This window comes from Mesorhizobium tianshanense (assembly GCF_007830515.1).
GTDB lineage: Bacteria > Pseudomonadota > Alphaproteobacteria > Rhizobiales > Rhizobiaceae > Mesorhizobium > Mesorhizobium tianshanense.
The window spans coordinates 1-21,074 of record NZ_VLKT01000004.1 but is presented as its reverse complement, the minus strand read 5'-3'; the positions used below and the strand labels follow the sequence as shown (position 1 = coordinate 21,074).

The following is a 21,074-nucleotide window of genomic DNA, read 5'->3' as shown; positions in this document are numbered from 1 at the left end:
CAGAATGCGCACGTTCCTCTTCCTCGGCGCGCTGCTGGCGTGCTCACCGGCCTTGGCCGGCACGCTCACGCTCGCACCGACGACGGTGACCGAATGGAAGGCGGTCTATGGCCGGGTCGAGGCGCGCAACACCATTCCGGCGCGCGCGCGCATCGGCGGCCTCATCGTCGATCTGGCCGTCACCGAAGGCGATCTGGTCAAGGCGGGCGAGAAGATCGCGACTGTCCAGGACGACAAGATCGCCTTTCAGGTCGCGGCGCTGGACGCTCAGCTTCGCGCCCTGCAGGCGCAGCTGGCGACAGCGCAGTCGGAACTCGCCCGCGGCCAGACGCTGGTCGGCAGGGGCGTCGTGACCGTGCAGCGGGTCGATCAGCTCAGGACCGAAGTCGACGTCGCGCGCAACCAGCTTGCCGCGACCGAGGCGCAGCGTTCGGTGATCGTGCAGCAGGGAGCCGAAGGAGATGTTTTCGCGCCCGGCGACGGACGCGTGCTGACCGTGCCGGTCACGCGCGGCGCCGTGGTGATGGCCGGTGAGGTGGTGGCGACCATCGGCGGTGGCGGTGTGTTCCTGCGGCTGGCCGTTCCGGAGCGGTATGCGGCGACACTGAAGCAGGATGCGGCCATCCGCATCAATGCCAATGGCACGGAACTGGCCGGCCGCCTCGCCAAGATCTATCCGCAGATCGACAATGGCCGCGTCATCGCCGATGTCGAGGTCGACAATCTCGATACAGATTTCATCGACGCCCGGGTGCTGGTCCAATTGCCGGTGGCTGAACGTTCGGCACTGCTGGTGCCTGCAGCGGCGATCGAGACCCGATCGGGGATAGATTTCGTCCGCACTGTTGCCGCCGGCGTTGAAGCCGAGCGGGCAGTGGTCACTGGCGAACGGATGGCGCGCGCCAACGGCGACTATGTCGAGATCCTGACCGGTCTCGCACCCGGCGATGTCGTGGTCACGCCATGAAAGGTCCTGCTGCCTTCAAAGGTCCTGCTACCTTCGGTATTGCGGGCGGACTGACCCGGGCGTTCATCGCCTCGCCGCTCACGCCGCTGTTTCTGGTTGCCGCCTTCGCCTTCGGGCTGGTGGCTCTGCTCACGCTGCCGCGCGAGGAAGAGCCGCAGATATCGGTGCCGATGGTCGACATCTTCGTCCGGGCCGACGGCCTGAAGGCCGAGGATGCCGTCAAGCTGGTTACCGAACCGCTGGAGACGATCGTCAAGGGCATAGACGGTGTCGAGCACGTCTATTCGCAAAGCCGCGACGACCAGGTGATGGTCACCGCTCGCTTTGTCGTCGGCACGTCGTCGGACGCCGCGGTGCTGCGCGTCCACGACAAGGTCCGCGCCAATATGGACCGCATTCCCGTCGGCGTGCCCGAGCCGCTGATCGTCGGACGCGGCATCGACGATGTCGCGATCGTCACGCTGACGCTGTCACCAAAACCGGAAACAGCTGGCCGCCTGACGGCGAACGACCTGACCCGCATCGCGCGCGAGCTGCGCACCGAGATCGCCAAGATCGACAATGTCGGGCTGACCTATCTGGTCGGCGACACCGGAGAGATCATCCGCGTTGCGCCGAACCCGGAAAAGCTTGCTCTCTACGGCGTGACACTGCAGCAGCTTGCGGCAAAGGCTTCCGGTGCGAACAAGGCCTTTCCGGTGGGGCGCGTGCGCAATACGGGCGAGCAGATCGACATCGTGGCGGGCGAGACATTGGGCTCGCCGGACCAGATCGGCAACCTGCTGCTGACCTCGCGCGACAGCCGCCCTGTCTACGTCCGCGACGTGGCCGATGTCGCCTTTGCGACCGATACCAGCGACGTGCTTGTCTCGACGCTTACAAGGTCCGCGACGGGGGTGACGCGCGTGCCGTCGGTGACCGTCGCCGTCGCCAAACGCGCCGGTTCCAACGCGGTGTCGGTCGCCGAGGCGATCCTGCACCGGGTCGAGATGCTGAAAGGCAGCCTGATCCCCGGCGACCTGTCGGTCGAGGTCACGCGGGACTACGGCGAGACGGCGAACGAGAAGGCCAACGAGCTGCTCTATCATCTCGGGCTGGCGACGATCTCGATCATTGTTCTGGTCTGGGTCGCCATAGGCCGGCGCGAGGCCATGGTGGTCGCCATCGTCATTCCCGTCACCATCCTGCTCACGCTGTTTGCCTCTCGCGTCATGGGCTATACGCTGAACCGCGTCTCGCTGTTCGCGCTGATCTTTTCCATCGGCATCCTCGTCGACGATGCGATCGTGGTGATCGAGAACATCTCCAGGCACTGGGCAATGGGTGACGGACGCGATCGACGGCAAGCGGCGATCGAGGCGGTGGCGGAAGTCGGCAACCCGACGATCGTCGCCACTTTGACCGTGGTCGCCGCGCTGCTGCCGATGCTGTTCGTCTCGGGAATGATGGGTCCCTATATGAGCCCGATCCCGGCCAATGCGTCGGCGGCGATGATCTTTTCCTTCTTCGTCGCGGTGATGGTGACGCCGTGGCTGATGCTGAAGTTCGCCGGACGGGCGCAGGCGCATGCCCATGCGGATCAAGCCGGCGGTGGCATGCTGGGCCGCGTCTACACCGCCGTCGCCCGGCCCATACTGTCGTCGAAGACGGCGAGTTGGGCATTCCTGCTTGCGATCGGCGTGCTCACGCTTGGCTCGCTGGCCCTGTTCTACACCCAGGATGTCACGGTCAAACTGCTGCCCTTCGACAACAAGTCCGAACTCTCGGTGACCATCGACCTGCCGGAAGGATCTTCCGTCGAGGCGACCGACGCGGTGGCGCAGGCGGTCGCCAGCAAGGTTCTCGAGCTGAGCGAGGTGCGATCGGTCCAGACGCATGCCGGAACCGCGGCGCCCTTCAATTTCAACGGGCTTGTGCGACACTCCTTCCTGCGCAGCGAGCCGCAGCAGGGCGATGTTGCGCTCAATCTTTCGCCGAAATCGGAACGCACCCGTTCGAGCCACGATATCGCGCTGGACATTCGCCAACGCATCGCATCGATCGCCGTTCCCGCCGGCACCAGCCTGAAGGTCGTCGAGCCGCCACCGGGGCCGCCCGTGATGGCCACACTGCTGGCCGAGATCTACGGGCCTGATGGCGAGACGCGACGCCAGGTTGCCGCAAAGGTCGAAGCGGCGTTCCGTTCGGTTCCGTTCATCGTCGATGTCGACAATTCCTATGGACAGCCGGCACGCCGGCTGCGCACCACGATTTCCACCGACGATGCCGAGTTCTTCCATGTCGAGGAAAGCGACGTGTTCAACACGATCGCCATCCTTAATGGTGGCGAGACCGTCGGCTATTCGCATCGCGGCGGCGGTCGCCAGCCGATACCGATCCGCATCGAGCGGCCGAAAGGCGAGAGGACGCTGGACGAGCGGTTCCTGACCACGCCCATTCCGGCAAATGTGCTCCCCGGCGACCGCGGCGTGGTCGAACTGGGGGATGTCGTGCGGGTCGCCGAGGAACGCGCCTCCTTTCTGGTGTTCCGCCACAATGGCCGCGCCGCCGAAATGGTGACGGCCGAACTTGCCGGCAGCTTCGAGGCGCCGCTCTATGGGATGCTTGCTGTCAGCCAGGCAATCGACGCGCAGGACTGGACAGGATTGCAGAAGCCTTCGATCTTGCTGCATGGCCAGCCGGAGGACGAAAGCAAGCCGACGCTGCTGTGGGATGGCGAATGGGAAGTCACCTGGGTGACTTTCCGCGACATGGGCGCGGCATTCGGCGTCGCGCTGCTCGGCATCTACATCCTGGTCGTCGCCCAGTTCGGTTCGTTCAAGGTGCCGCTGGTGATCCTGACGCCGATCCCGCTGACCTTCATCGGCATCCTCGGTGGGCACTGGCTGTTCGGCGCGCCGTTCTCGGCCACGTCGATGATAGGGTTTATCGCGCTGGCGGGCATCATCGTGCGCAATTCGATCCTGCTGGTCGACTTCATCCGGCATGCCGCCTCGCCGGACAGGCCCTTGCAAGAAGTGTTGATCAAAGCTGGCGCCATAAGATTCAAGCCGATCCTGCTCACCGCGCTGGCCGCCATGATCGGCGCGGCGGTGATCCTCACCGATCCGATCTTCCAGGGGCTGGCGATTTCGCTGCTGTTCGGCCTCGCGTCCTCGACCTTGCTGACGGTGCTGGTCATCCCGGCGATCTATCGGGTTCTGAGGACGTGATCGTGGCGGTTGGGCTCGAGACTCAATCAGTTCGGCGCAATCAGATGCCGTCCGGTAGCGATTGAACGGGTTTGGCCGGCAACAACTGCTTAGCCGCGCCAGAATTCGATGAATGGGACCGCAGCGCCAGCTTCAAACCACGTGCCGCGTTCGCCTCTGACAATCTCGACGGCGTCATCAAGCTTGCCGATCGCGGCAGGCTTGCCTGTCGCGTTAGCGAACTCGATTGCGGCGCCGACCTTTGGCCCCATGGAGCCAGCCGGAAAATCCCGTCCCGATATCTCCGTCGAGGTAACCCGCCGCAGTGGGCGGGCGGCGGCGGTTCCGTAATCGACATAGACTGCGTCGACGTCGGTCAGCATGAGCAGCATGTCGGCCTTCAATTGGCGCGCCAGAAGCGAACTCGCCAGGTCCTTGTCGATGACGGCCTCCACACCGCAAAGACTGCCGTCATCGCGCGCGATCGCTGGGACCCCGCCGCCGCCCGTGCAAATGACGATGACGCCACGTTCGACAAGGAACGAGATGACAGATGCTTCCATGATTTCCAGCGGCCTGGGTGACGGCACGACGCGGCGCCATCTGTCGCCATCCGGCGCGATCTGCCAGCCGCGTTCCGAAGCAAGCCGGCGGGCGGTTGCCTCGTCGTAGACCGGGCCGATCGGCTTCGTCGGATGGGCGAAAGCCGGATCGTGCGGGTCTACCTTCACTTGCGTCAACAAAGTGGCGAACAGCTTCTGCTTGAGGAGATTGTTGAGCTCCTGCTCGATCACATAACCGATCATGCCGGCGCTTTCGGCGCCGAGCACGTCGAGTGGAAACGCGCCACCGTCCGAGGCCGCCTGCAGGGCGAGCAGGCCAACCTGCGGGCCGTTGCCGTGCGTGATCACGATCGAGTGCCCTTCGCCAACCAGATCCGCCAATACAGCCGCGGCACGCACGATGTTGGCGCGCTGGTTTTCGGCCGTCATCGGTTCTGCACGGCGCAGCAGCGCGTTCCCGCCGAGCGCAACGATGATGAGCATCTCAATTGCCGATCGTGGCGACGAGCAGGGCCTTGATCGTATGCATGCGGTTTTCGGCCTGGTCGAAGACGATCGAGGCATCCGATTCGAATACCTCGTCGGTAACCTCCATGCAGTCGATGCCGTATTCCCGGGCGATGAAGGCACCGATCTCTGTATCGGTGTCGTGGAACGCCGGCAGGCAATGCATGAATTTGACGTGAGGGTTGCCGGCGGCAGCCATCACTTCGCTGGTGACCCGGTAGGGCGTCAACAGGCGAATGCGCTCGGCCCAGCCGGACTTGTCCTCGCCCATCGACATCCAGACGTCGGTGTAGACGAAGTCGGCGTCTTGGACGCAGCCCTTCAAATCTTCGTCCAGCCTGAAGCGGCCGCCGCTATGTTGCGCCAGTTCCCTGATATGGGCGCAAAATTCCTCATCCGGCCAAAGTTCCTTGGGTGAGGCGATGCGCATGTCGATGCCGACCTTGGCCGCCCCGAGCGCCAGCGACAGCGCGACATTGTCGCGCCCCTCGCCGACGAAGGTGACGGTCATGTCCGAAAGATGCTTGTGCGTATACTCGCGCATGGTCATGAAATCGGCGAGGATCTGCGTCGGATGCGCCTCGTCGGTGAGGCCGTTGTAAACAGGCACGCCGGCATGCGCGGCAAGCAGTTCGGCCTGATGCTGGGCAAAGCCGCGATACTCGATCGCGTCGTACATCCGGCCGAGCACGCGGGCGGTGTCCTTCATGGATTCCTTGTGGCCGATATGGCTGCCGCTGGGGCCGAAATAGGTGACATGGGCGCCTTGGTCATAGGCTGCTACCTCGAACCCTGTCCTTGTGCGTGTCGAATCCTTCTCGAAGATCAGCGCGATATTTTTCCGGGCAAGACGCGGTATCTCGTGCCCGGCGAGCTTGGCGGCCTTGAGGTCGGCGGCCAGCTTCAGAAGAAATCGGATTTCGTTGGCCGTGAGATCGTCCAGGGTGAGGACGGAGCGACCGTGAAGATTGATCGACATGGGATTTCCTTTCAGGTCAAATCGGGTCACGGACAATCGGGCAGGTCATGCAGTGCCCGCCGCCGCGGCCGCGGCTGAGTTCGGCGCCCTCGACCGTGATCACTTCAACACCGGCACGGCGTAGAAGCGTATTGGTGTAGACATTGCGGTCGTAGCCGATGACCACGCCGGGCTCGACCGCAACGACGTTGTTGCCGTCATCCCATTGCTCGCGCTCCGCCTCGTAACGGTCGCCGCCAGTGGCGATGATCCGCAGCGATTTCAACCCGAGCGCTTCGGCAACCACTGCCGTGAACGGCTGGGTTTCTTCCGTGATCTCGACGGATGCCGCTCCATCACCCGGTCGCAGTGAGAAGCTGCGCAGCCGGTCGACCACCGGCGGGTACAGGGTGACCAGGTCGCGGTCGCAGAAGGTGAAGACGGTGTCGAGATGCATGAAACTGCGGTCTCTAGGCATAAGCGCCGCGATCACGCGGGTCGCCTCACCGGCCGCGAACAGGCTGCGGGCTAGGCCGCCCACGGCTTGCGGCGTGGTGCGTTCTCCCATGCCGACAAGAACCGTCCCGCCGCCGATCGGCATGACGTCTCCGCCTTCCAGGCTGATGCCCGTTCCCGGATCCGGCGAAACGAAGGGGGTGCCGCTGTCGCGAAAGCGGGGATGGAAGCGGTACACGGCTTCGACATTGGCGGCTTCCGGGCGCCTGGCGGGCCAGTACATGGCGTTGACCGAGACCGAGCCGTAGATCCAGCAGGAACTGTCGCGGGTGAAAAGCTGGTTCGGCAGCGGCGGAAGCACGAAATCCTGGGGCGCACGCGTCCTTCCGGTGAGTCCCCGAGGTTCGAAAGGCAGCTCCGCGCGGGCAATGCCGCCGATAAGATAGGCGGCCAGCTGCTGCGAAGACATCTCGTCGAGCCATCCCCGCATCTCGTCGACCATGTCGAGCCCGACGACGCCGGAATGAATTCTGCGGTCGAGAAGCCAGTCGCGGGCCTTGATGAGGCCCATGGTCTCGGCCAGCAGTTCCCCGAACGAATGTACCAGCACCCCGCGTTCGCGCAGCGCGTCGACGAAGACATCATGCTCTTGACGTGCCTTCTTCACCCAGAGCACGTCATCGAACAGCAACGCCTTGCAATTGTCCGGTGTCAGCCTTTGCAGGCTGAGATCGGGTCGGTGCACCAGCACCTCGCGGAGTCGTCCGACTTCAGAAAAGGTGCCGAGCCGGGTCGTGGTGATAGGGGCGTTCATAGCGGGCTGATGCTCCCGTTCCAGATGAGATAGGCGGCGGCGACACCGGCGGCGACAAGTGCTGCGGCGACCGCCGCTTCTGCGGGGTGGAACACGCGCTGGTTGGTTTCGCGACGTGCCCAGACGTAGAAGACGATGCCCGGCGCATACAGGATCGCGCACATGAACAGGTAGGCGGGTCCCGCCGCATAGACGAGCCACAGCCCGTAGACCGTCGCCAGCAGCCCGGCGAAAAGAGGGCCGCCGCGCTGCTCGCCGCCCTTATAACTCTCTCCAGTCAGCGCGAGCTTGGCCGCATAGGCTCCGGAAAAGATGTAGGGCACCAGGATCGCCGCCGATGCGATGTAGAACAACGCCTGGTAGGTGCTTTGCGCGAAGAGCGTGATCACCAGGAATGCCTGGACGAGCAGGTTGGTGATCAGGAGCGAGGTCGACGGCACGCCGCGTTCGCTCTCCTGGCCGAAGAATTTCGGCATCGTCCCGTCCTTGGCGGCGACATGCGGAATTTCGGCGGCAAGCAGCGTCCAGCTCAGAAAGGCGCCGACCACCGACACGACAAGCGCGATATTGATGAGGATGGCGCCCCAGGGCCCGACAACCGCCTCCAGGACACCGGCCATGGAGGGGTTCTTCAGCGCGGCGAGCTCAGGCTGGCTCAGGATGCCGAGCGACAGCAGCGAGACCAGCCCGTAGAGCGCGAGGCAGGTGAAGAAGCCAAGTACCGTTGCCATGGCGATGTCCTTGCGGTGCTCGGCACGGCCGGAGAATACGCTGGCGCTCTCGATGCCGATGAACACCCACAACGTCACCATCATCGTGCTCTTCACCTGTGCGGTAATCGAGCCAAGGTCGGCGTTGCCAAGCCCGCTGAAGTCGAGAGACCAGACATCCAGCTTGAAGGCGACTGCGACGACCCCGACGAACAGGACGATCGGAGCGATCTTGGCCACCGTGACAATGACGTTGACGATTGCTGCCTGCCGGATGCCTGCGAGGACCAGGGCGTGGACCAGCCACAGCAGGATCGATGCGCCGAGCACGGCCTGCCAGGTGTTTCCGTCGCCGAAGGCCGGAAAGAAATAGGACAGGGCGCTGAACACGATCACCGCGTAGGAGACGTTGCCGACCCATGCGCTGATCCAGTAGCCCCAGGCGCTGTTGAAGCCGATGAAGGGACCGAACCCGGCCTTGGCGTAGGCGTAGGGACCCGCGTCGAGTGCCGGCTTGCGGGTTGCAAGCGATTGGTAGACGAAGACGAGCGCCAGCATGCCAACGGCAGTGATGGCCCAGCCAATCAGGATGGCAAGAGGACCGGCACCGGCCGCCATATTCTGCGGCAGGCTGAACACGCCGGAGCCGACCATCGAGCCGATCACCAATGCGGTGAGGGAACCTACTCGAAGCTTCGTCGCTGCTGCGGCCGTTACTTTCCCGATAGGGACATTTATTCCGGCCGTCGTCATGGATGCTCTCCTGAGTTTGAAGATCTCGATGGAAGGCAATGAACAGGAAAAAGCGGCGGGCAACTTTGATGCGGGTCAAACCGATTTTGTTGCGTAGCGATTGTGCTTTATGAGCAGCACAAAGAGACTTCGCAGCCCGACCTGAATCGTGAACCGGAGAGCGGCATGCCCCGCCTGTTCCGCGCCCTCGGCACAGGCCTTCGCAAGGCCGCGGCAGAGCCGGTCCGGAGAAGGGTCGTGATACCCGACCACAACCAGGATGCGTCGCGAAGCTGCTCCGAGGCGTCTTGTCTCGAGTACTAAGGCCGTTCGACCCGTGCCACCTGATAGGTGTGCATGGCGCCGTTGCGTTCGATCGACACGTATTCACCGGTCACGAAGCGTTCGTCGCCGAGATGGAAACCGATCTCGTCGTCGCGGTCGCCTTCTGCATAGTCGAAATACCACTGTCCGCCGGGCTTGCGCCTCAGCCGGCCGATCAGGTCTTCTTCCCCGGTGCGAAACCGACGAACGCGGCAGGAAGCCCTGTGCGATTTCCACTCGTCCGCATCGATCCGGCCATCGCTCGTCAACGGAGCGAGCACGTCGTAGCCCTCCTCGCGATCCCCGCCCGGGCGGTCCTTCTCGCGGGCAAGCAACAGCCGGACATGCCGGAATTTAGGGGTAAGATCATTCAGATTGGTCATGGCGAACTCCTTTTGACGGAGTTTCATAGCGCGGCGACCATACTTGGCCTTGATCCGCATCAAAGGGGTTGGGATGTCTCGGCGCTGTCAGAAGTTCAGCGGCAGCAACATCGCGATATAGCCGGCGCCTGCGGCGATCAGGGTTGCGCCGGCCAGCGGCAACCAGAACCTGACCGGGCCGGCAAATACCGCCAGCGACAGGCGGCCGACCGCGTTTGCCGCCAGCGCCGCGAGCACCGCCTGGCCCACGGTCTCGATCGGGATCGATTGCTTGACCAAGCGTAACGCGCTGAGCACCGAGACGTCGACATCGAATGTGCCTGCAAGCGTCGAGCTTGCCAGCAAGCCGCGCCCGCCGAATTGAGCAGCCAATGCAGCGCTCGCGGTGGCGACAACCGCAAAGAGCAGGGCAAACAGCAGCAACGGGCCTAATTCGAACGGATTGCGTGCCAGTGCGCCACCTTTGGCATCACCGCCGGCACGGGCTAACAGGAATGCTCCGCAGGCTGCGAAGACAAGCGACGCGGCAATCGCTGGAATGCCGACCGCAGCGAACACGCTTGGCTCGACGATCAGTACGACAGCGCAAACGCGCAGCACCGACACCGTGGCAGCCAGCGAAGCAGCGCCCGCAAGCGGCCGTGGATTGCTCGCCGATGCGGCGTTGCGGGCAAGCGCCATGGTCACGGCGGTGGACGAGACGATGGCACCTGCAAGCGAGCTGACGAGCAGACCGCGCGTGGTTCCCAGGACGCGAACGGCGACGTAGCCCGCGAACGATATCGACGCCATCAGCACCGTGAGGAACCAGACCTCCCACGGATTGAAACCGCCCCACGGATCCATCGTCCGATTTGGCAGCAAGGGCAAAACGATCGCGGTCATCACCGCTAGGATCAGCGCCGAACGCAGTTCGACCCAGGTCAGTCGCTTCAAGAGGCCGTGCAGGACCTCTCGACTGGCAAGGACCGCTGCGAGTGCTGCCCCTCCGGCAGCCGCGGCCCGATAATCGCCGGCGACGGAAAGCGCACCGAGCGTGAACACGCCAAGGCCCGCTATCACTGCTGTAACGCTGAAATCCTCATCATGGGCAGCCTCGCGCGCCTTGTACCAGGCGAAGATTGCCGCAAAGGCGATGAAGCCGCCGACCAGCACGGAAACTGCGTCGAGCACATCGGCCAGCGCTGCGAGAATGCCGCCGAGCAGGCCGGATATGCCGAACGTTCGAATTCCGGCCGTCCGGCTGTGAGCGGGCGCGTCCCGCTCCTGCCAGCCACGCTCCAGTCCGACGAGGAGGCCTATTGCCAGGGCCAGTCCGAGCCGAGCGATGAGCGGATCCATGGTGTGGCTGCTTTCAGCTTGCGGCCATCGGCAGGTGGTCGCGAACCCACCTGACGATCTGGCCCGCCGTCATTGCGCCGGATGTGCGCGCAAGCTCGCGTCCGCCATGGAAGAGGATCATGGTCGGGATGCCGCGAATGCCGAGCCTGGATGCTATAGCTTGCTCGTTGTCGGAATTGAGCTTGATCAGGCGGACATGCGGCTCCAGTTCGATTGCTGCCGCCTCATATGCTGGCGCCATCATCTTGCAGGGGCCGCACCAAGGTGCCCAGACGTCGACGACAACGGGGAGGCTGCTTCGCTTGACCTGGCGATCGAAGGTCTGTGCGTCGACGTCTTCGGGATGACCCGAGAACAGCTTGATGCCGCACTTTCCGCATTTCGCGTCCCCGGCATTGCGTGCTGGTGGCAGGCGATTGACCCCACCGCATTTACCGCAAACCACCAGATTTTCCTGCACCATGGCCATTCACCCATTCGTATCATCAATTATGCGCGTTCGGGACGCCCATCGCCAAGAGCGCGCAACGCGTTGAGGATAACCGCTATGTCGATGCCCTCCTGAAGCAATGCTCCCGCCACAGGCGTGATCTGCCCCATGGCCGCCGCAGCCATTGCCGCGGCTGAGAGTGCCAGCCCGGCGATGATGCTTTGCAGGGCGATCATGCGGGTGCGCCGCGCAATCCGAACCGCATCGGCGACCGGCTGCAGCCTATCGGTCAGTACGATGACGTCCGCGGCCTCCGAGGATGCACTGGCACCGCGCGCCCCCATGGCGACACCGACCGTTGCGGCCGCTAGCGCGGGGGCATCGTTTATGCCGTCGCCGACCATCATCGTTGGTGCCAACGCTTTCTCGGCCTCGACCGCCGCCACTTTCTCGGCAGGCATCGCATCTGCGACGATGGTATCGAGGGCGAGCAGGGCGGAAACACGCTTCGCCGCCACGCCATCGTCGCCTGTAAGCATGACCATACGTGTGATGCCGGCCGAGCGCAGGTTGCGGAGTGTATCATGGGCATCCAAGCGTAGAGCGTCCCCGAATGTGAATATACCGGCAAGTCGCCCATCGAGCGCCACAAAAACCCTGAGCACTGGCTCGTCGCGGTATCGCTTTTCACCGCTTTCCGTCCAACGAGGCAGCGGCTTGTCGGCCAGCACGAGTGCTCGCGATCCCGCCGCGATCGATACCTTGTCGACCCGGCCTTTCAGGCCGGCACCGCGATATTCGTGAACATTGCATGGATGCGACAACACCAGATTTCGGCCACGGGCAGCCCGAATGATCGAGTCGGCGAGCACATGGTGCGAGGCCTGTTCCAGCGATGCCAAAAGCTGCAATAGGGTGTTGGCGTCACCGCCCGGTGCAGCATCGATTTCGATAAGCTCGGCACCGCCAACGGTCAGGGTGCCCGTCTTGTCGAAAATCGCGGTCCGAACTTGAGCGAGGGCCTCCAGAGCCGCACTGCCTTTCATCAGAATGCCGGCCCGCGCGGCGCGCGACACCCCGCCGATGAAGGCAACGGGAGCCGCGAGGATGAGAGGGCAAGGTGTTGCGACCACCAGCACGGCCAGCGCTCGGATCGGATCGCCGGAGGCGTACCAGGCGGTGCCGGCAACCAACAAAGTGGCTGGCAGCAGGAACAAGGCAAAGCGGTCGGCCATGCGGATGAACGGTGCTTTCGCGGTCTGCGCCGCAGCGACCATACGCAAGATCGCAGCATAGGTGCTTTGTTCGGCCAAGGCCGAAGCGCGCATGCTGAAGGATTCTCCGGCATTGAGGGTGCCGCTGCGTAGCATATCACCCGCGCGCCGCCGTTCCGTCAACGGCTCGCCAGTTACCGCTGACTCGTCGAGAGAGGCCAAAGCATCGAGCAGTATCCCATCGACAGGCAGCAGTTCGCCGGCGCGCACCAGAAGTTCGTCGCCGACGGCAACCTGGTCCACGGAAATCGTTTCTGTTCCCTGTGTCGATTTGCGGTGCGCGACACGCGGCGACCGGTCGGTCAATGCCTTGAGATTCCGCTCCGCCCGGCCACGGGCAAAATCCTCGAGCACCGTGCCACCGGCATACATGATCGCCACCACCACCGCAGCCAGCGGCTGGTCGAGCAACAGTGCCGCGGACATTGATACCAGCGCAATCGCATCGACGCCGAAGCGGCCGATCCAGAAATCGCGCAATATGGAAATGGCGAGCGCCACCATCACGGGCAAGGTCGCCGCCGTCCAGATTGAGCCGGCCTGAATGGAGTCATAGCCGGTTCGCCAGACGCCGGCTCCAACGGCCAGACCCAGCACGGCGATGGCCAGCAATGCGCGTCGCAGGGCCGACTCGTTCATGCGATACCTTTCGATTCTGATCGGTGCCTGCCTGAAATCCGAATTTCGTGAGCGCTGACGTGGCTTCGAGCTTGCGCAACCGCTAGTCGGGATCGCCGGAAGAGGCTTTGATCCAACGCAATGAACGGGCAAGATCGCTTGGCGATTATTACCACGAACGGGAGACCAGAGGGTGACCATCCGAAATCTCGAATATGCGGTCGGCCCGAAGTCGGTTGCCGTCTTTGGCGCGTCCGTGCGTGACGGTTCCGTCGGCCGAGTCGTTTTCGACAACATCGTGAATGGCGGCTTCGAAGGCGAGATCTGGCCGGTCAACCCGAAATATTCGCAAGTGGCTGGTCGGCCCTGCTATGCGAAGGCCGCCGACCTGCCGGGCATTCCCGACCTCGGCGTCATCGTGACGCCGCCGGAGACGGTTCCCGGCATTGTGCGCGAACTCGGTGAAAAGGGCACACGGGCGGCGGTCGTCATCACCGCCGGCCTGACACGCGAGAACGGATTGCGCCAGGCGATGCTCGATGCTGCCAAGCCCACTCTTTTGCGCATCATCGGTCCCAATACGCTTGGACTGATGATCCCGCCTGTAAAGCTCAACGCCGGATTCGCGCATATGGCAGCCAGGCCCGGCAACATCGCGCTGCTGTCGCAATCCGGCGCCATCGCCACATCGCTGATCGATTGGGCGGCGGACAACAATGTCGGCTTCTCCCAGATCGTCTCGCTGGGCGACATGGCCGATGTCGATGTGGGAGACTGCCTCGATATGCTGGCGGGCGATGGGCGGACGCGGGCCATCGTGATGTATCTCGAAACCATAACCAATCCACGCAAATTCATGTCGGCGGCACGGGCGGCGGCGCGCATCAAGCCGGTCATCGCGATCAAGTCGGGCCGGCACGAGCAGTCGGCGAAAGCCGCGGCGACCCACACAGGCGCACTGTCGGGCGCCGACAGGGTCATCGAGGCAGCACTGCTGCGCGCCGGCATCCTGCGCGTCAAGGGACTGGCCGAGTTGTTCGATGCCGCTGAAACGACCGCCCGTTTTGCTCCGCTCGAACGAGCCCGTGTCGGCATTGTGACCAACGGCGGCGGTGCCGGCGTGCTCGCCGTCGATCAGCTCATCGACTGCAAGGGCGAACTGGCCGCGTTTTCACCGGGAACCGTGGCACGTCTGGACGCCGTGCTGCCGCCGACCTGGTCGCATGCCAATCCGGCCGACATCATTGGCGATGCCCCGCCCGAGCGCTACAAGGCCGCGGTTGAAGCCGTCGCGGCCGATCCGGGAACCGACGTCGTTCTCGTGATGAACTGCCCAACCGGGCTTGGCTCACCGCTGGCTGCGGCGAGAGCGGTCGCCGAACTCACCAGAGAAGGCAAAATCCGCCAGAAACCGGTGCTGACCTGCTGGCTTGGGGAGCACACTGCGCGCGACGGGCGGCGGATCCTGCAGGATGCCGGCGTGGCCAGTTTCGAGACGCCTGCCGACGCGTCAACCGCGATCTCCTATCTGAGCGATTGGTCACGAGCCCAGCGGTCGCTGATGCGCACGCCGTCGAGCCGCAGCGAGGACACGATCAGCGATCGTGAAGCCGTGCTTGCCATATTCAGGCAGGTCGCCGCGGAGGGCCGACGAATGCTGACCGAGCCCGAGGCCAAGGCGGTGATCTCCGCCTATGGCATTCCGGTGCCCGAGACCGTTGTCGTCAAAACCGCTGACGAAGCGGAAAAGGCTGCAGGCCGGCTGTTGAAGGGGGCGCAACAGGTCGTCGTAAAGCTGCTGTCGAAGGCGATCTCGCACAAGTCCGACATCGGCGGCGTGGTGCTCAACCTGGCGACTGCCGCCGCGGTCGGCGAGGCCGCCCGATCAATCGAGGCGCGCGTGCGCAAGCAAGCTCCGCAAGCCACTATCGAAGGCTATGCCGTCCAACCCATGATCGCGCGAAAACAGGCGCAGGAGCTCATCCTTGGCGTGGGTCACGATCCGATCTTCGGTCCGGCCATCCTGTTCGGTGCGGGTGGCGTCGCGGTCGAGGTGATGGACGATACGGCGATGGCGTTGCCGCCGCTCGACGATGTGCTTGCGGGCGACCTGATCGAGCAGACGCGTATCGGCCGCCTGCTTGCCGGGTTCCGCGATCGCAAGCCGGCGGATCGTGGGGCAATCGTCACGGCGCTCAATGGGGTGTCGCAGATGATCGTCGACTTTCCGTGCGTCGTCTCGTTGGACATCAATCCATTGCTGGCCGACGCCGACGGCGTCATCGCGCTCGATGCCCGCATCGAGATCGAGCCGGAGCGCGTGGAGGAGCAGGGACCCAACCCCGCGCTCGCGATCAGGCCCTACCCGTCAGGTTGGGAAAGGGAGTTTTCGGCAGACGGTGGTCACTATCACATCCGCCCGATCAAGCCGGCCGATATTGCGCTCTATCCGCAGTTCCTCGCCAGCATTTCGCCGGACGATCTGCGCCTGCGTTTCCTGTCGCCACGCAAGCACTTCCCGGATCAGATGCTGAAACGGCTTACCCAGCTCGACTATGACCGCGACATGGCGTTCGTCGCGCTGGAAGCGAGCAGCGGCGCGCTAGCAGGTGTCAGCCGCCTCTCCTGCAATCCGGACCGCACTGTCGCCGAATACGCCCTGCTCGTGCGCACGGACCTGCAGGGCCATGGTCTGGGCTGGGAACTGCTCAGCCAGATCGTCGACTATGCAAAGGCGGACGGGATCGGTCGGATCGAAGGCATGGTGCTCAGCGAAAACACCAGAATGCTGGCCATGTGCCGCGAATTCGGGTTTTCGATTGCGCACCATCCCAGCCAGTCAGGCCTGTCGCTGGCGACGCTGGACATCGGTTGAAGCCTGAAGCGCGCAGCGAACCGTTGCGCACCCTCGGGGTCAGGCCCTAGGGCAGGCTTTGGGGCGACACGTATTATCGCCGTCAGGATGCTGTCTTGAGCGGATCGCCCTGTGCGGAAGCAGAAGCGGCCGCGTCCGAAAAGTCCGCCAACTCTGCCGCGATGTCGGCGAGCTTTCGATCGGCGTCGACCTTGCGCCAGGCGGACGGGGCGGCGTTTCGCTGCAATTGCCGCGACAGGATGTCGACCGTTGCGTCGGAGGGACCGCCGCTGCGCTCGCTGACCCGTCGCCAAAGAACGAGCGGATCCGCCTCCAGCCAGAATCCGGCGAAAGCGACGGCTCTATCGCTTGCCGCCTTTTCGATTCGGTTGCGATCGGCCGGCCTGTCGAATACGGCGTCGGCGACCACCGAACCGCCCTCGGAAAGGATCAGGCCGGCGCGCCATGTCATTTCGCCGTAGACGCGATCGGACACCTCCGGTCGGTAGGCCCTGTCCGGCAATCTCGTTTCGGCCGGCACCCCGTGCATGGCTTTGCGGATGCGGTCGCTTTCGACAATGCGCGCACCCGGCGGCGCGCCGACATGTGCGGCGAGTGCCTCGGCGACGCTCGTCTTGCCGGAGCCGCTCAGGCCTCCGATTGCGATCAGCCGGGGCAGCCTTGCCTGGAGAAGCGTTCGGGTGAGCTCGAAATAGGATCTGGCCTCGGCAGTCAGCCCGCCGGAATCGGCACTGCCTTCCTCGATCTGGGTTGCGATGACGTGCGCGCGCACCGCGGCCCGCACTGCCATGAAAAGGGGCAGCAGGATGAAGCCGTCCTCGTCGTCTGCTTCGTCGAGGTAGCGGTTCATCACCAGATTGGCGAGTTCCGGAAAGCCGCGATGCCAAAGGTCCATCAGCAGGAAGGCCAGATCGTAAAGCACGTCGATGCTGGCGATCTGGTCATTGAATTCGATGCAGTCGAAGAGGCGGGGCTCTCCGTCGAAGAGACAGATGTTGCGCAGATGCAGATCGCCGTGACATCGCCGGATCTTGCCGGCTGCCTCCCGCCGGTCGAGCAGTTCGGAATGACGGGCGAGGGCGGTTCGGAAGGCTCCGGTGAATGCCTTGATCTCGGCCTTATCGAAAACATGGCTGGTGGCAAAGCCAGCTTCGTTGATGTCGAGCACACCTGCCAGGTTCGAGGATCCGCTGCCGTTGTGGATCACCGGCGCGCCGCGATGATAGCGCACGATCATTCTCGCGACCGCCGTCATCAGCGCAGGCGTCAGTTCGCCGCCGGCTGCCATTCGGTCGAGGAGCTTCGACTGATCGAAACGAACCATTTCGATCGCCGCATCGACCACTTCGCCGCTTCCGTCGAAGGCGAGCTTGCCGCCGGCCTCTCGCGTGATGCGCCGCACACCCAGATAGAGGCCGTGCGCGGTCTTGGAGTTGAGCTCCACCTCCTTTTCGCAAGCGGCGAGCCGCAGGGCCGGGGTCGAGAAGTCGACATAGGGAAGCTCGACGGCTCGCTTGATCTTGTAGGCGCGCCGGCCAACCAGGAAGATACGCGAAATATGGGTCTCGATCGTCTCGACAGGCCCGGTCTCGCCATAAACGGCGGGATCGAGCAGAAATGCGATCGTGGCCTCTTGGTCGTCAACGATCATTGTCTGTCTCCTGTTGGCGTGCGGCCGCGGGCCAAGGGCGATATCAGAAGAAGTTCCGCCACCTGTGTCTATCGCTGCAGCCTCTGGACATAACCGGCCAGTTCGTGAATCCGTTCCGTGGTGACGATTTCTCCGGCGTTTGGCCCATATTTCTTGGCGTCCCCGGGGAGAAATTGGCGGCCCCAGACCGGCATGTCGCGCTCGCCATGCTCCGGTAGGACGTAACGGCCATCAATCACCGCAAAAACGCGCCAATAGGGGAATTCGCCGCCATTTTGTCTGGAGATCTGTGTCAGGTCGGCTGGACGTTTCAGCAATTCATCTCCCAAGGGGCCGTCGCCTTTGCCCTCGGGACCGTGGCAGACCGCGCAGGAGTTCAGATACTCCGCCTCGCCATAGCTCAATTCCTGCGCCGTAGACGCCTGGCAGGTCATGGTTGCGAGAGCTGCCGCGATCAGGAGTTTCATCTGTGTATCCACCGATTGATGGGCTGAAGCCTATAGCGTCGGCACATAGGCACGTTGATACGGATCAAATGATGCGCGGCGACGGTCTTTGACTCAGCGCAAGGAATACGTCGAGCCGTCTCGCTATTGTTGCAACGACGATTTGAATTTGACGCAAAATCAGGAGCAGCCACCATGGCTTTCAAGAAAACGATACTTGCGGTTACCGGACCGAGCCAGGGTGACGGTGATCTCAAACTCGCCGCTGATCTGTGCAACGAAATCGGCGCCCACCTTGCCGTTCTCGTCGTTGTCATTGCTGCGCCGCCACCAGTCGGAGAGTATGCCGCGGTCGTTTCACAAGCCTGGCTCGAGGAGCGTCAGGCCGACGAGAATCTGTTGAAGAAGCGAACGGCTGCTGTGTCAGCTTTTCTCGCCGGCAGAGCGCTTTCGGCCGATGTCTCCAGCGCATATCCGGAAGCCGGCTGGGCAGACGAAACAATCGGCCGCCGTGCCCGCTACGCCGACGTCACGCTGATTGGGCCGGAGTTGCTTGCCGGCGAAACGCTGAAAAGCAAAGTGATCGAAGGCGCGTTGTTTTCTTCGGGAAAGCCCTTGCTTCTCGTCCCCGAGGGCGCGCGCCCGACGCTGAAGCCGAAACGCGTGCTGGTCGCCTGGGACACCCGTCTGGAATCATCGCGTGCCGTCCGCGAATCTCTCGACATGCTGATAGGCGCCGATGAGGTGCACCTCGTCATGGTCGATCCGGTGGAGGACGAATACCATCACGGGGCGGAACCCGGAGCCGATGCCGCTGCCTATCTCGCGCGGCATGGCGTGAAAGTCATTGTCGACCGGCTGCCGAGCTCGAACCATTCAGTCGCCGACGTGCTTCGTCGACACGCCGTCGACATCGCCGCCGACCTGGTGGTGATGGGCGCCTATGGTCATTCCCGGTTGCGCGAGCGCATCCTCGGCGGCGTCACCAAGTCGATGCTTGAAGATCCGTCGATGCCGATCCTTATGGCGCGGTAGCTATCCAAAGACTGAAAACGGCTGGGCCGGAGCGATCTGCTGCCGGCCTTGCTTTTGGAGAATTCGTCACGTGCTGTTCCGCGCGAGGCATCGAACCGGAAAACAGCTACTCGCTTGCTTCCCGGCCAGACACCTGTTCGATGAGGATCCGGTAGAAAACGTGCGGCGTGCTGTCTGAAACCGGAGGTGTGGCCGGCTTGAGAGCGCCAGGCTCCCACCAGTCCGCGTGCTTGCTCAGCACCGACCATGCATGATCGCGCTGAACCTTATGCCCGATCCGATCCGGCAGTTCTTCGTAGCGGCCATCGAGAACCACGCTCCTCCAGCCGCGCCCTTGGCCGCGTTCGTCGACCTGGAACGACACCAGCGGATTGGCCCGCATCCAGTCGATCTTCTTGCCCGGCAAGGAAAACGCATAGAGATGATTGTCTGAATGGGCGTAGTACAGCGGCACGACGTAGGGCTGCCCGTCCTTCGAGCATGCCAAGTGGCCGACACGATTGGCGGCCAGCAATTTCGTACATTCCAAGGTAGAAAGTGTGCGGATCAGCATCGGGGCGAACTCCTATTCTTCGCGACTGCCCAGTTTTGTTGTTTCTCTGGCCGTCGTTGTTTCTCTGGCAGTGCCTGAGGCGCGCTTCTGATTTCGGTGCTGGCTGGCTTTTCGCGACTGGACCGCCTCGTCCATCGCAGCGATGACCTCGTCGTCGGAAAGCTGAGGGAAACATAGATAATGGTAGCCAAGTGCGCGGAACTGTCCAGGCTGACTAAGGCAAACAACGCGGTCGGCTTCCCGAGCCAAATCGGCCAGCGTATCCTGCGGCGAAACAGGAACCGCTACGATGATTTCCCGTGGTGACCGGCGCTTGAGCGCGCGGATCGCGACCTTCATCGTCGTGCCGGTCGCGGCCCCGTCATCCACGATGATCGCGGTCTTCCCGGCGACCGACAAGCGTCTGCATTTGCCCAGATAGGCCGCGCGCCTGCGTTCAACTTCTGGACGCTCTTCATTGATCAACAAGGCAAGATCCGCATTGTCCAGCGAGTAAGCCTCGACAATCTCCCGGTTGAGCACTATGTCGGGTGGATCGCCGTCCACGATCGCGGCGACAGCCAGTTCCGGATTGCCCGGTGCACCGACCTTGCGGACGATGAGCAGGTCGAGAGGCGCTCCGAGGGCTTTGGCCACTTCCACGGCGACAGGAACGCCGCCTCGCGGCAGTGCCAGCACCACGGGCTGGCGCAGTTGGAGCTTGCCCAGTTCGGTGCCGAGCTTCTCTCCAGCTTCCTGCCTGTCTCGGAACATCGATCAGGCCGCCGGCCAGAATTGACGAAGCGACTTCTTCATTGAGTTTCGTACCTGCACGATCTCGCCATGTGATATAGATATATGGCGACCGAGGCGCTTGAACACCGCGTTGAAATCGACTTCGTCATGACCATATTGCTCCTGAATTTGCCCCCTCAGCGCGCCAATCGGCGCGCTGAGGACAACGATCGAGCTGCTTTCACGCGGCCTTGACCGTGATCTTTTTCTCGGCCTTCTGGGCTTCGGCGGTCTTCGGCAGTTTCACCGTCAGCACACCCTTGGCGAAACTCGCGTCGATCTTGTCGGCGTCGACCCCTTCGGGCAGCTGGAACGAACGCTGGAAGGAGCCGTAACGGCGTTCGGACAGATAATAGTCCTTGTCCTTCTCTTCCTTCTCTTCCGTCTTCTCGCCCTTGATCGTCAGCGTCCGGTTGGCGAGTTTGATCTCGACATTCTTTTCGTCGATGCCGGGCAGTTCGGCCGTGATCTC

At 63.3% G+C, this 21,074-nt stretch carries 17 protein-coding genes; 4 read left to right on the top strand and 13 right to left on the bottom strand.

Annotated elements, in window-relative coordinates; genetic code table 11:
* The first annotated feature begins 4 nt into the window (after positions 1 to 4).
* Entirely contained in the window at positions 5 to 967 is a 963-nt protein-coding gene (locus IQ26_RS03955) for an efflux RND transporter periplasmic adaptor subunit (protein ID WP_145713850.1), read from the top strand.
* Positions 964 to 4,179, top strand: a complete 3,216-nt coding sequence (locus IQ26_RS03950; RefSeq protein WP_145713847.1) for an efflux RND transporter permease subunit — start codon at positions 964 to 966, stop codon at positions 4,177 to 4,179. Before IQ26_RS03955 ends, IQ26_RS03950 begins: the two co-directional genes overlap by 4 nt.
* 89 nt (positions 4,180 to 4,268) lie before the next feature.
* Here IQ26_RS03950 and arcC read toward each other — a convergent pair whose 3' ends face one another.
* The 8 genes from arcC to IQ26_RS03905 all read right to left on the bottom strand — a co-directional run bounded on the left by arcC (position 4,269) and on the right by IQ26_RS03905 (position 13,289).
* Entirely contained in the window at positions 4,269 to 5,204 is a 936-nt protein-coding gene (gene arcC, locus IQ26_RS03945) for a carbamate kinase (RefSeq protein WP_145713844.1), read from the bottom strand.
* 1 nt (position 5,205) lies between these two features.
* Positions 5,206 to 6,207, bottom strand: coding sequence for an ornithine carbamoyltransferase (gene argF, locus IQ26_RS03940; RefSeq protein WP_145713841.1), 1,002 nt, complete (start codon positions 6,205 to 6,207; stop codon positions 5,206 to 5,208).
* A gap of 16 nt (positions 6,208 to 6,223) precedes the next feature.
* Positions 6,224 to 7,456 carry an arginine deiminase gene (locus tag IQ26_RS03935; RefSeq protein ID WP_145713838.1) on the bottom strand — a complete coding sequence of 411 codons (1,233 nt, stop codon included), beginning with the start codon at positions 7,454 to 7,456 and terminating at the stop codon, positions 6,224 to 6,226.
* Positions 7,453 to 8,919, bottom strand: coding sequence for an arginine-ornithine antiporter (gene arcD, locus IQ26_RS03930; RefSeq protein WP_145713835.1), 1,467 nt, complete (start codon positions 8,917 to 8,919; stop codon positions 7,453 to 7,455). Before arcD ends, IQ26_RS03935 begins: the two co-directional genes overlap by 4 nt.
* Before the next feature lie 299 nt (positions 8,920 to 9,218).
* A complete protein-coding gene (locus IQ26_RS03920) occupies positions 9,219 to 9,605 on the bottom strand; it encodes a hypothetical protein (protein WP_145713832.1) in 387 nt (128 codons plus the stop codon).
* A gap of 87 nt (positions 9,606 to 9,692) precedes the next feature.
* Positions 9,693 to 10,946 (bottom strand): MgtC/SapB family protein, encoded by a 1,254-nt coding sequence (locus IQ26_RS03915; protein WP_145713829.1) that lies wholly within the window; start codon positions 10,944 to 10,946, stop codon positions 9,693 to 9,695.
* Between the two features lie 13 nt (positions 10,947 to 10,959).
* Positions 10,960 to 11,409, bottom strand: coding sequence for a thioredoxin TrxC (gene trxC / locus IQ26_RS03910; protein ID WP_208760099.1), 450 nt, complete (start codon positions 11,407 to 11,409; stop codon positions 10,960 to 10,962).
* 26 nt (positions 11,410 to 11,435) lie between these two features.
* Positions 11,436 to 13,289, bottom strand: coding sequence for a heavy metal translocating P-type ATPase (locus tag IQ26_RS03905; protein ID WP_145713826.1), 1,854 nt, complete (start codon positions 13,287 to 13,289; stop codon positions 11,436 to 11,438).
* Positions 13,290 to 13,461: 172 nt separating this feature from the next.
* On the opposite strand from IQ26_RS03905, the gene IQ26_RS03900 reads away from it, so the two are divergent.
* Positions 13,462 to 16,143: a bifunctional acetate--CoA ligase family protein/GNAT family N-acetyltransferase gene (locus IQ26_RS03900; RefSeq protein ID WP_145713823.1), complete on the top strand. Its 2,682-nt coding sequence runs from the start codon at positions 13,462 to 13,464 to the stop codon at positions 16,141 to 16,143.
* Between the two features lie 82 nt (positions 16,144 to 16,225).
* Here the strand turns inward: IQ26_RS03900 and IQ26_RS03895 are convergent, their stop codons facing one another.
* Together IQ26_RS03895 and IQ26_RS03890 are read right to left on the bottom strand one after the other, a co-directional pair.
* Entirely contained in the window at positions 16,226 to 17,794 is a 1,569-nt protein-coding gene (locus tag IQ26_RS03895) for a bifunctional aminoglycoside phosphotransferase/ATP-binding protein (protein WP_145713820.1), read from the bottom strand.
* Between the two features lie 68 nt (positions 17,795 to 17,862).
* Complete coding sequence (locus tag IQ26_RS03890; protein WP_145713817.1) at positions 17,863 to 18,261, bottom strand: c-type cytochrome; 399 nt, start codon at positions 18,259 to 18,261, stop codon at positions 17,863 to 17,865.
* A gap of 174 nt (positions 18,262 to 18,435) precedes the next feature.
* Between IQ26_RS03890 and IQ26_RS03885 the strand changes: the two genes are divergently transcribed.
* The gene (locus tag IQ26_RS03885; protein WP_145713814.1) at positions 18,436 to 19,275 is read left to right on the top strand and encodes a universal stress protein; all 840 of its coding nucleotides are present in this window, start codon (positions 18,436 to 18,438) and stop codon (positions 19,273 to 19,275) included.
* Between the two features lie 106 nt (positions 19,276 to 19,381).
* Here IQ26_RS03885 and IQ26_RS03880 read toward each other — a convergent pair whose 3' ends face one another.
* The 3 genes from IQ26_RS03880 to IQ26_RS03870 all read right to left on the bottom strand — a co-directional run.
* Positions 19,382 to 19,828: a pyridoxamine 5'-phosphate oxidase family protein gene (locus IQ26_RS03880; RefSeq protein WP_145713811.1), complete on the bottom strand. Its 447-nt coding sequence runs from the start codon at positions 19,826 to 19,828 to the stop codon at positions 19,382 to 19,384.
* 12 nt (positions 19,829 to 19,840) lie between these two features.
* A complete protein-coding gene (locus IQ26_RS03875; protein WP_145713808.1) occupies positions 19,841 to 20,581 on the bottom strand; it encodes a phosphoribosyltransferase in 741 nt (246 codons plus the stop codon).
* 202 nt (positions 20,582 to 20,783) lie between these two features.
* Positions 20,784 to 21,074: Hsp20/alpha crystallin family protein (locus tag IQ26_RS03870; protein WP_145713805.1), on the bottom strand; the 291-nt coding region annotated here is incomplete at its 5' end.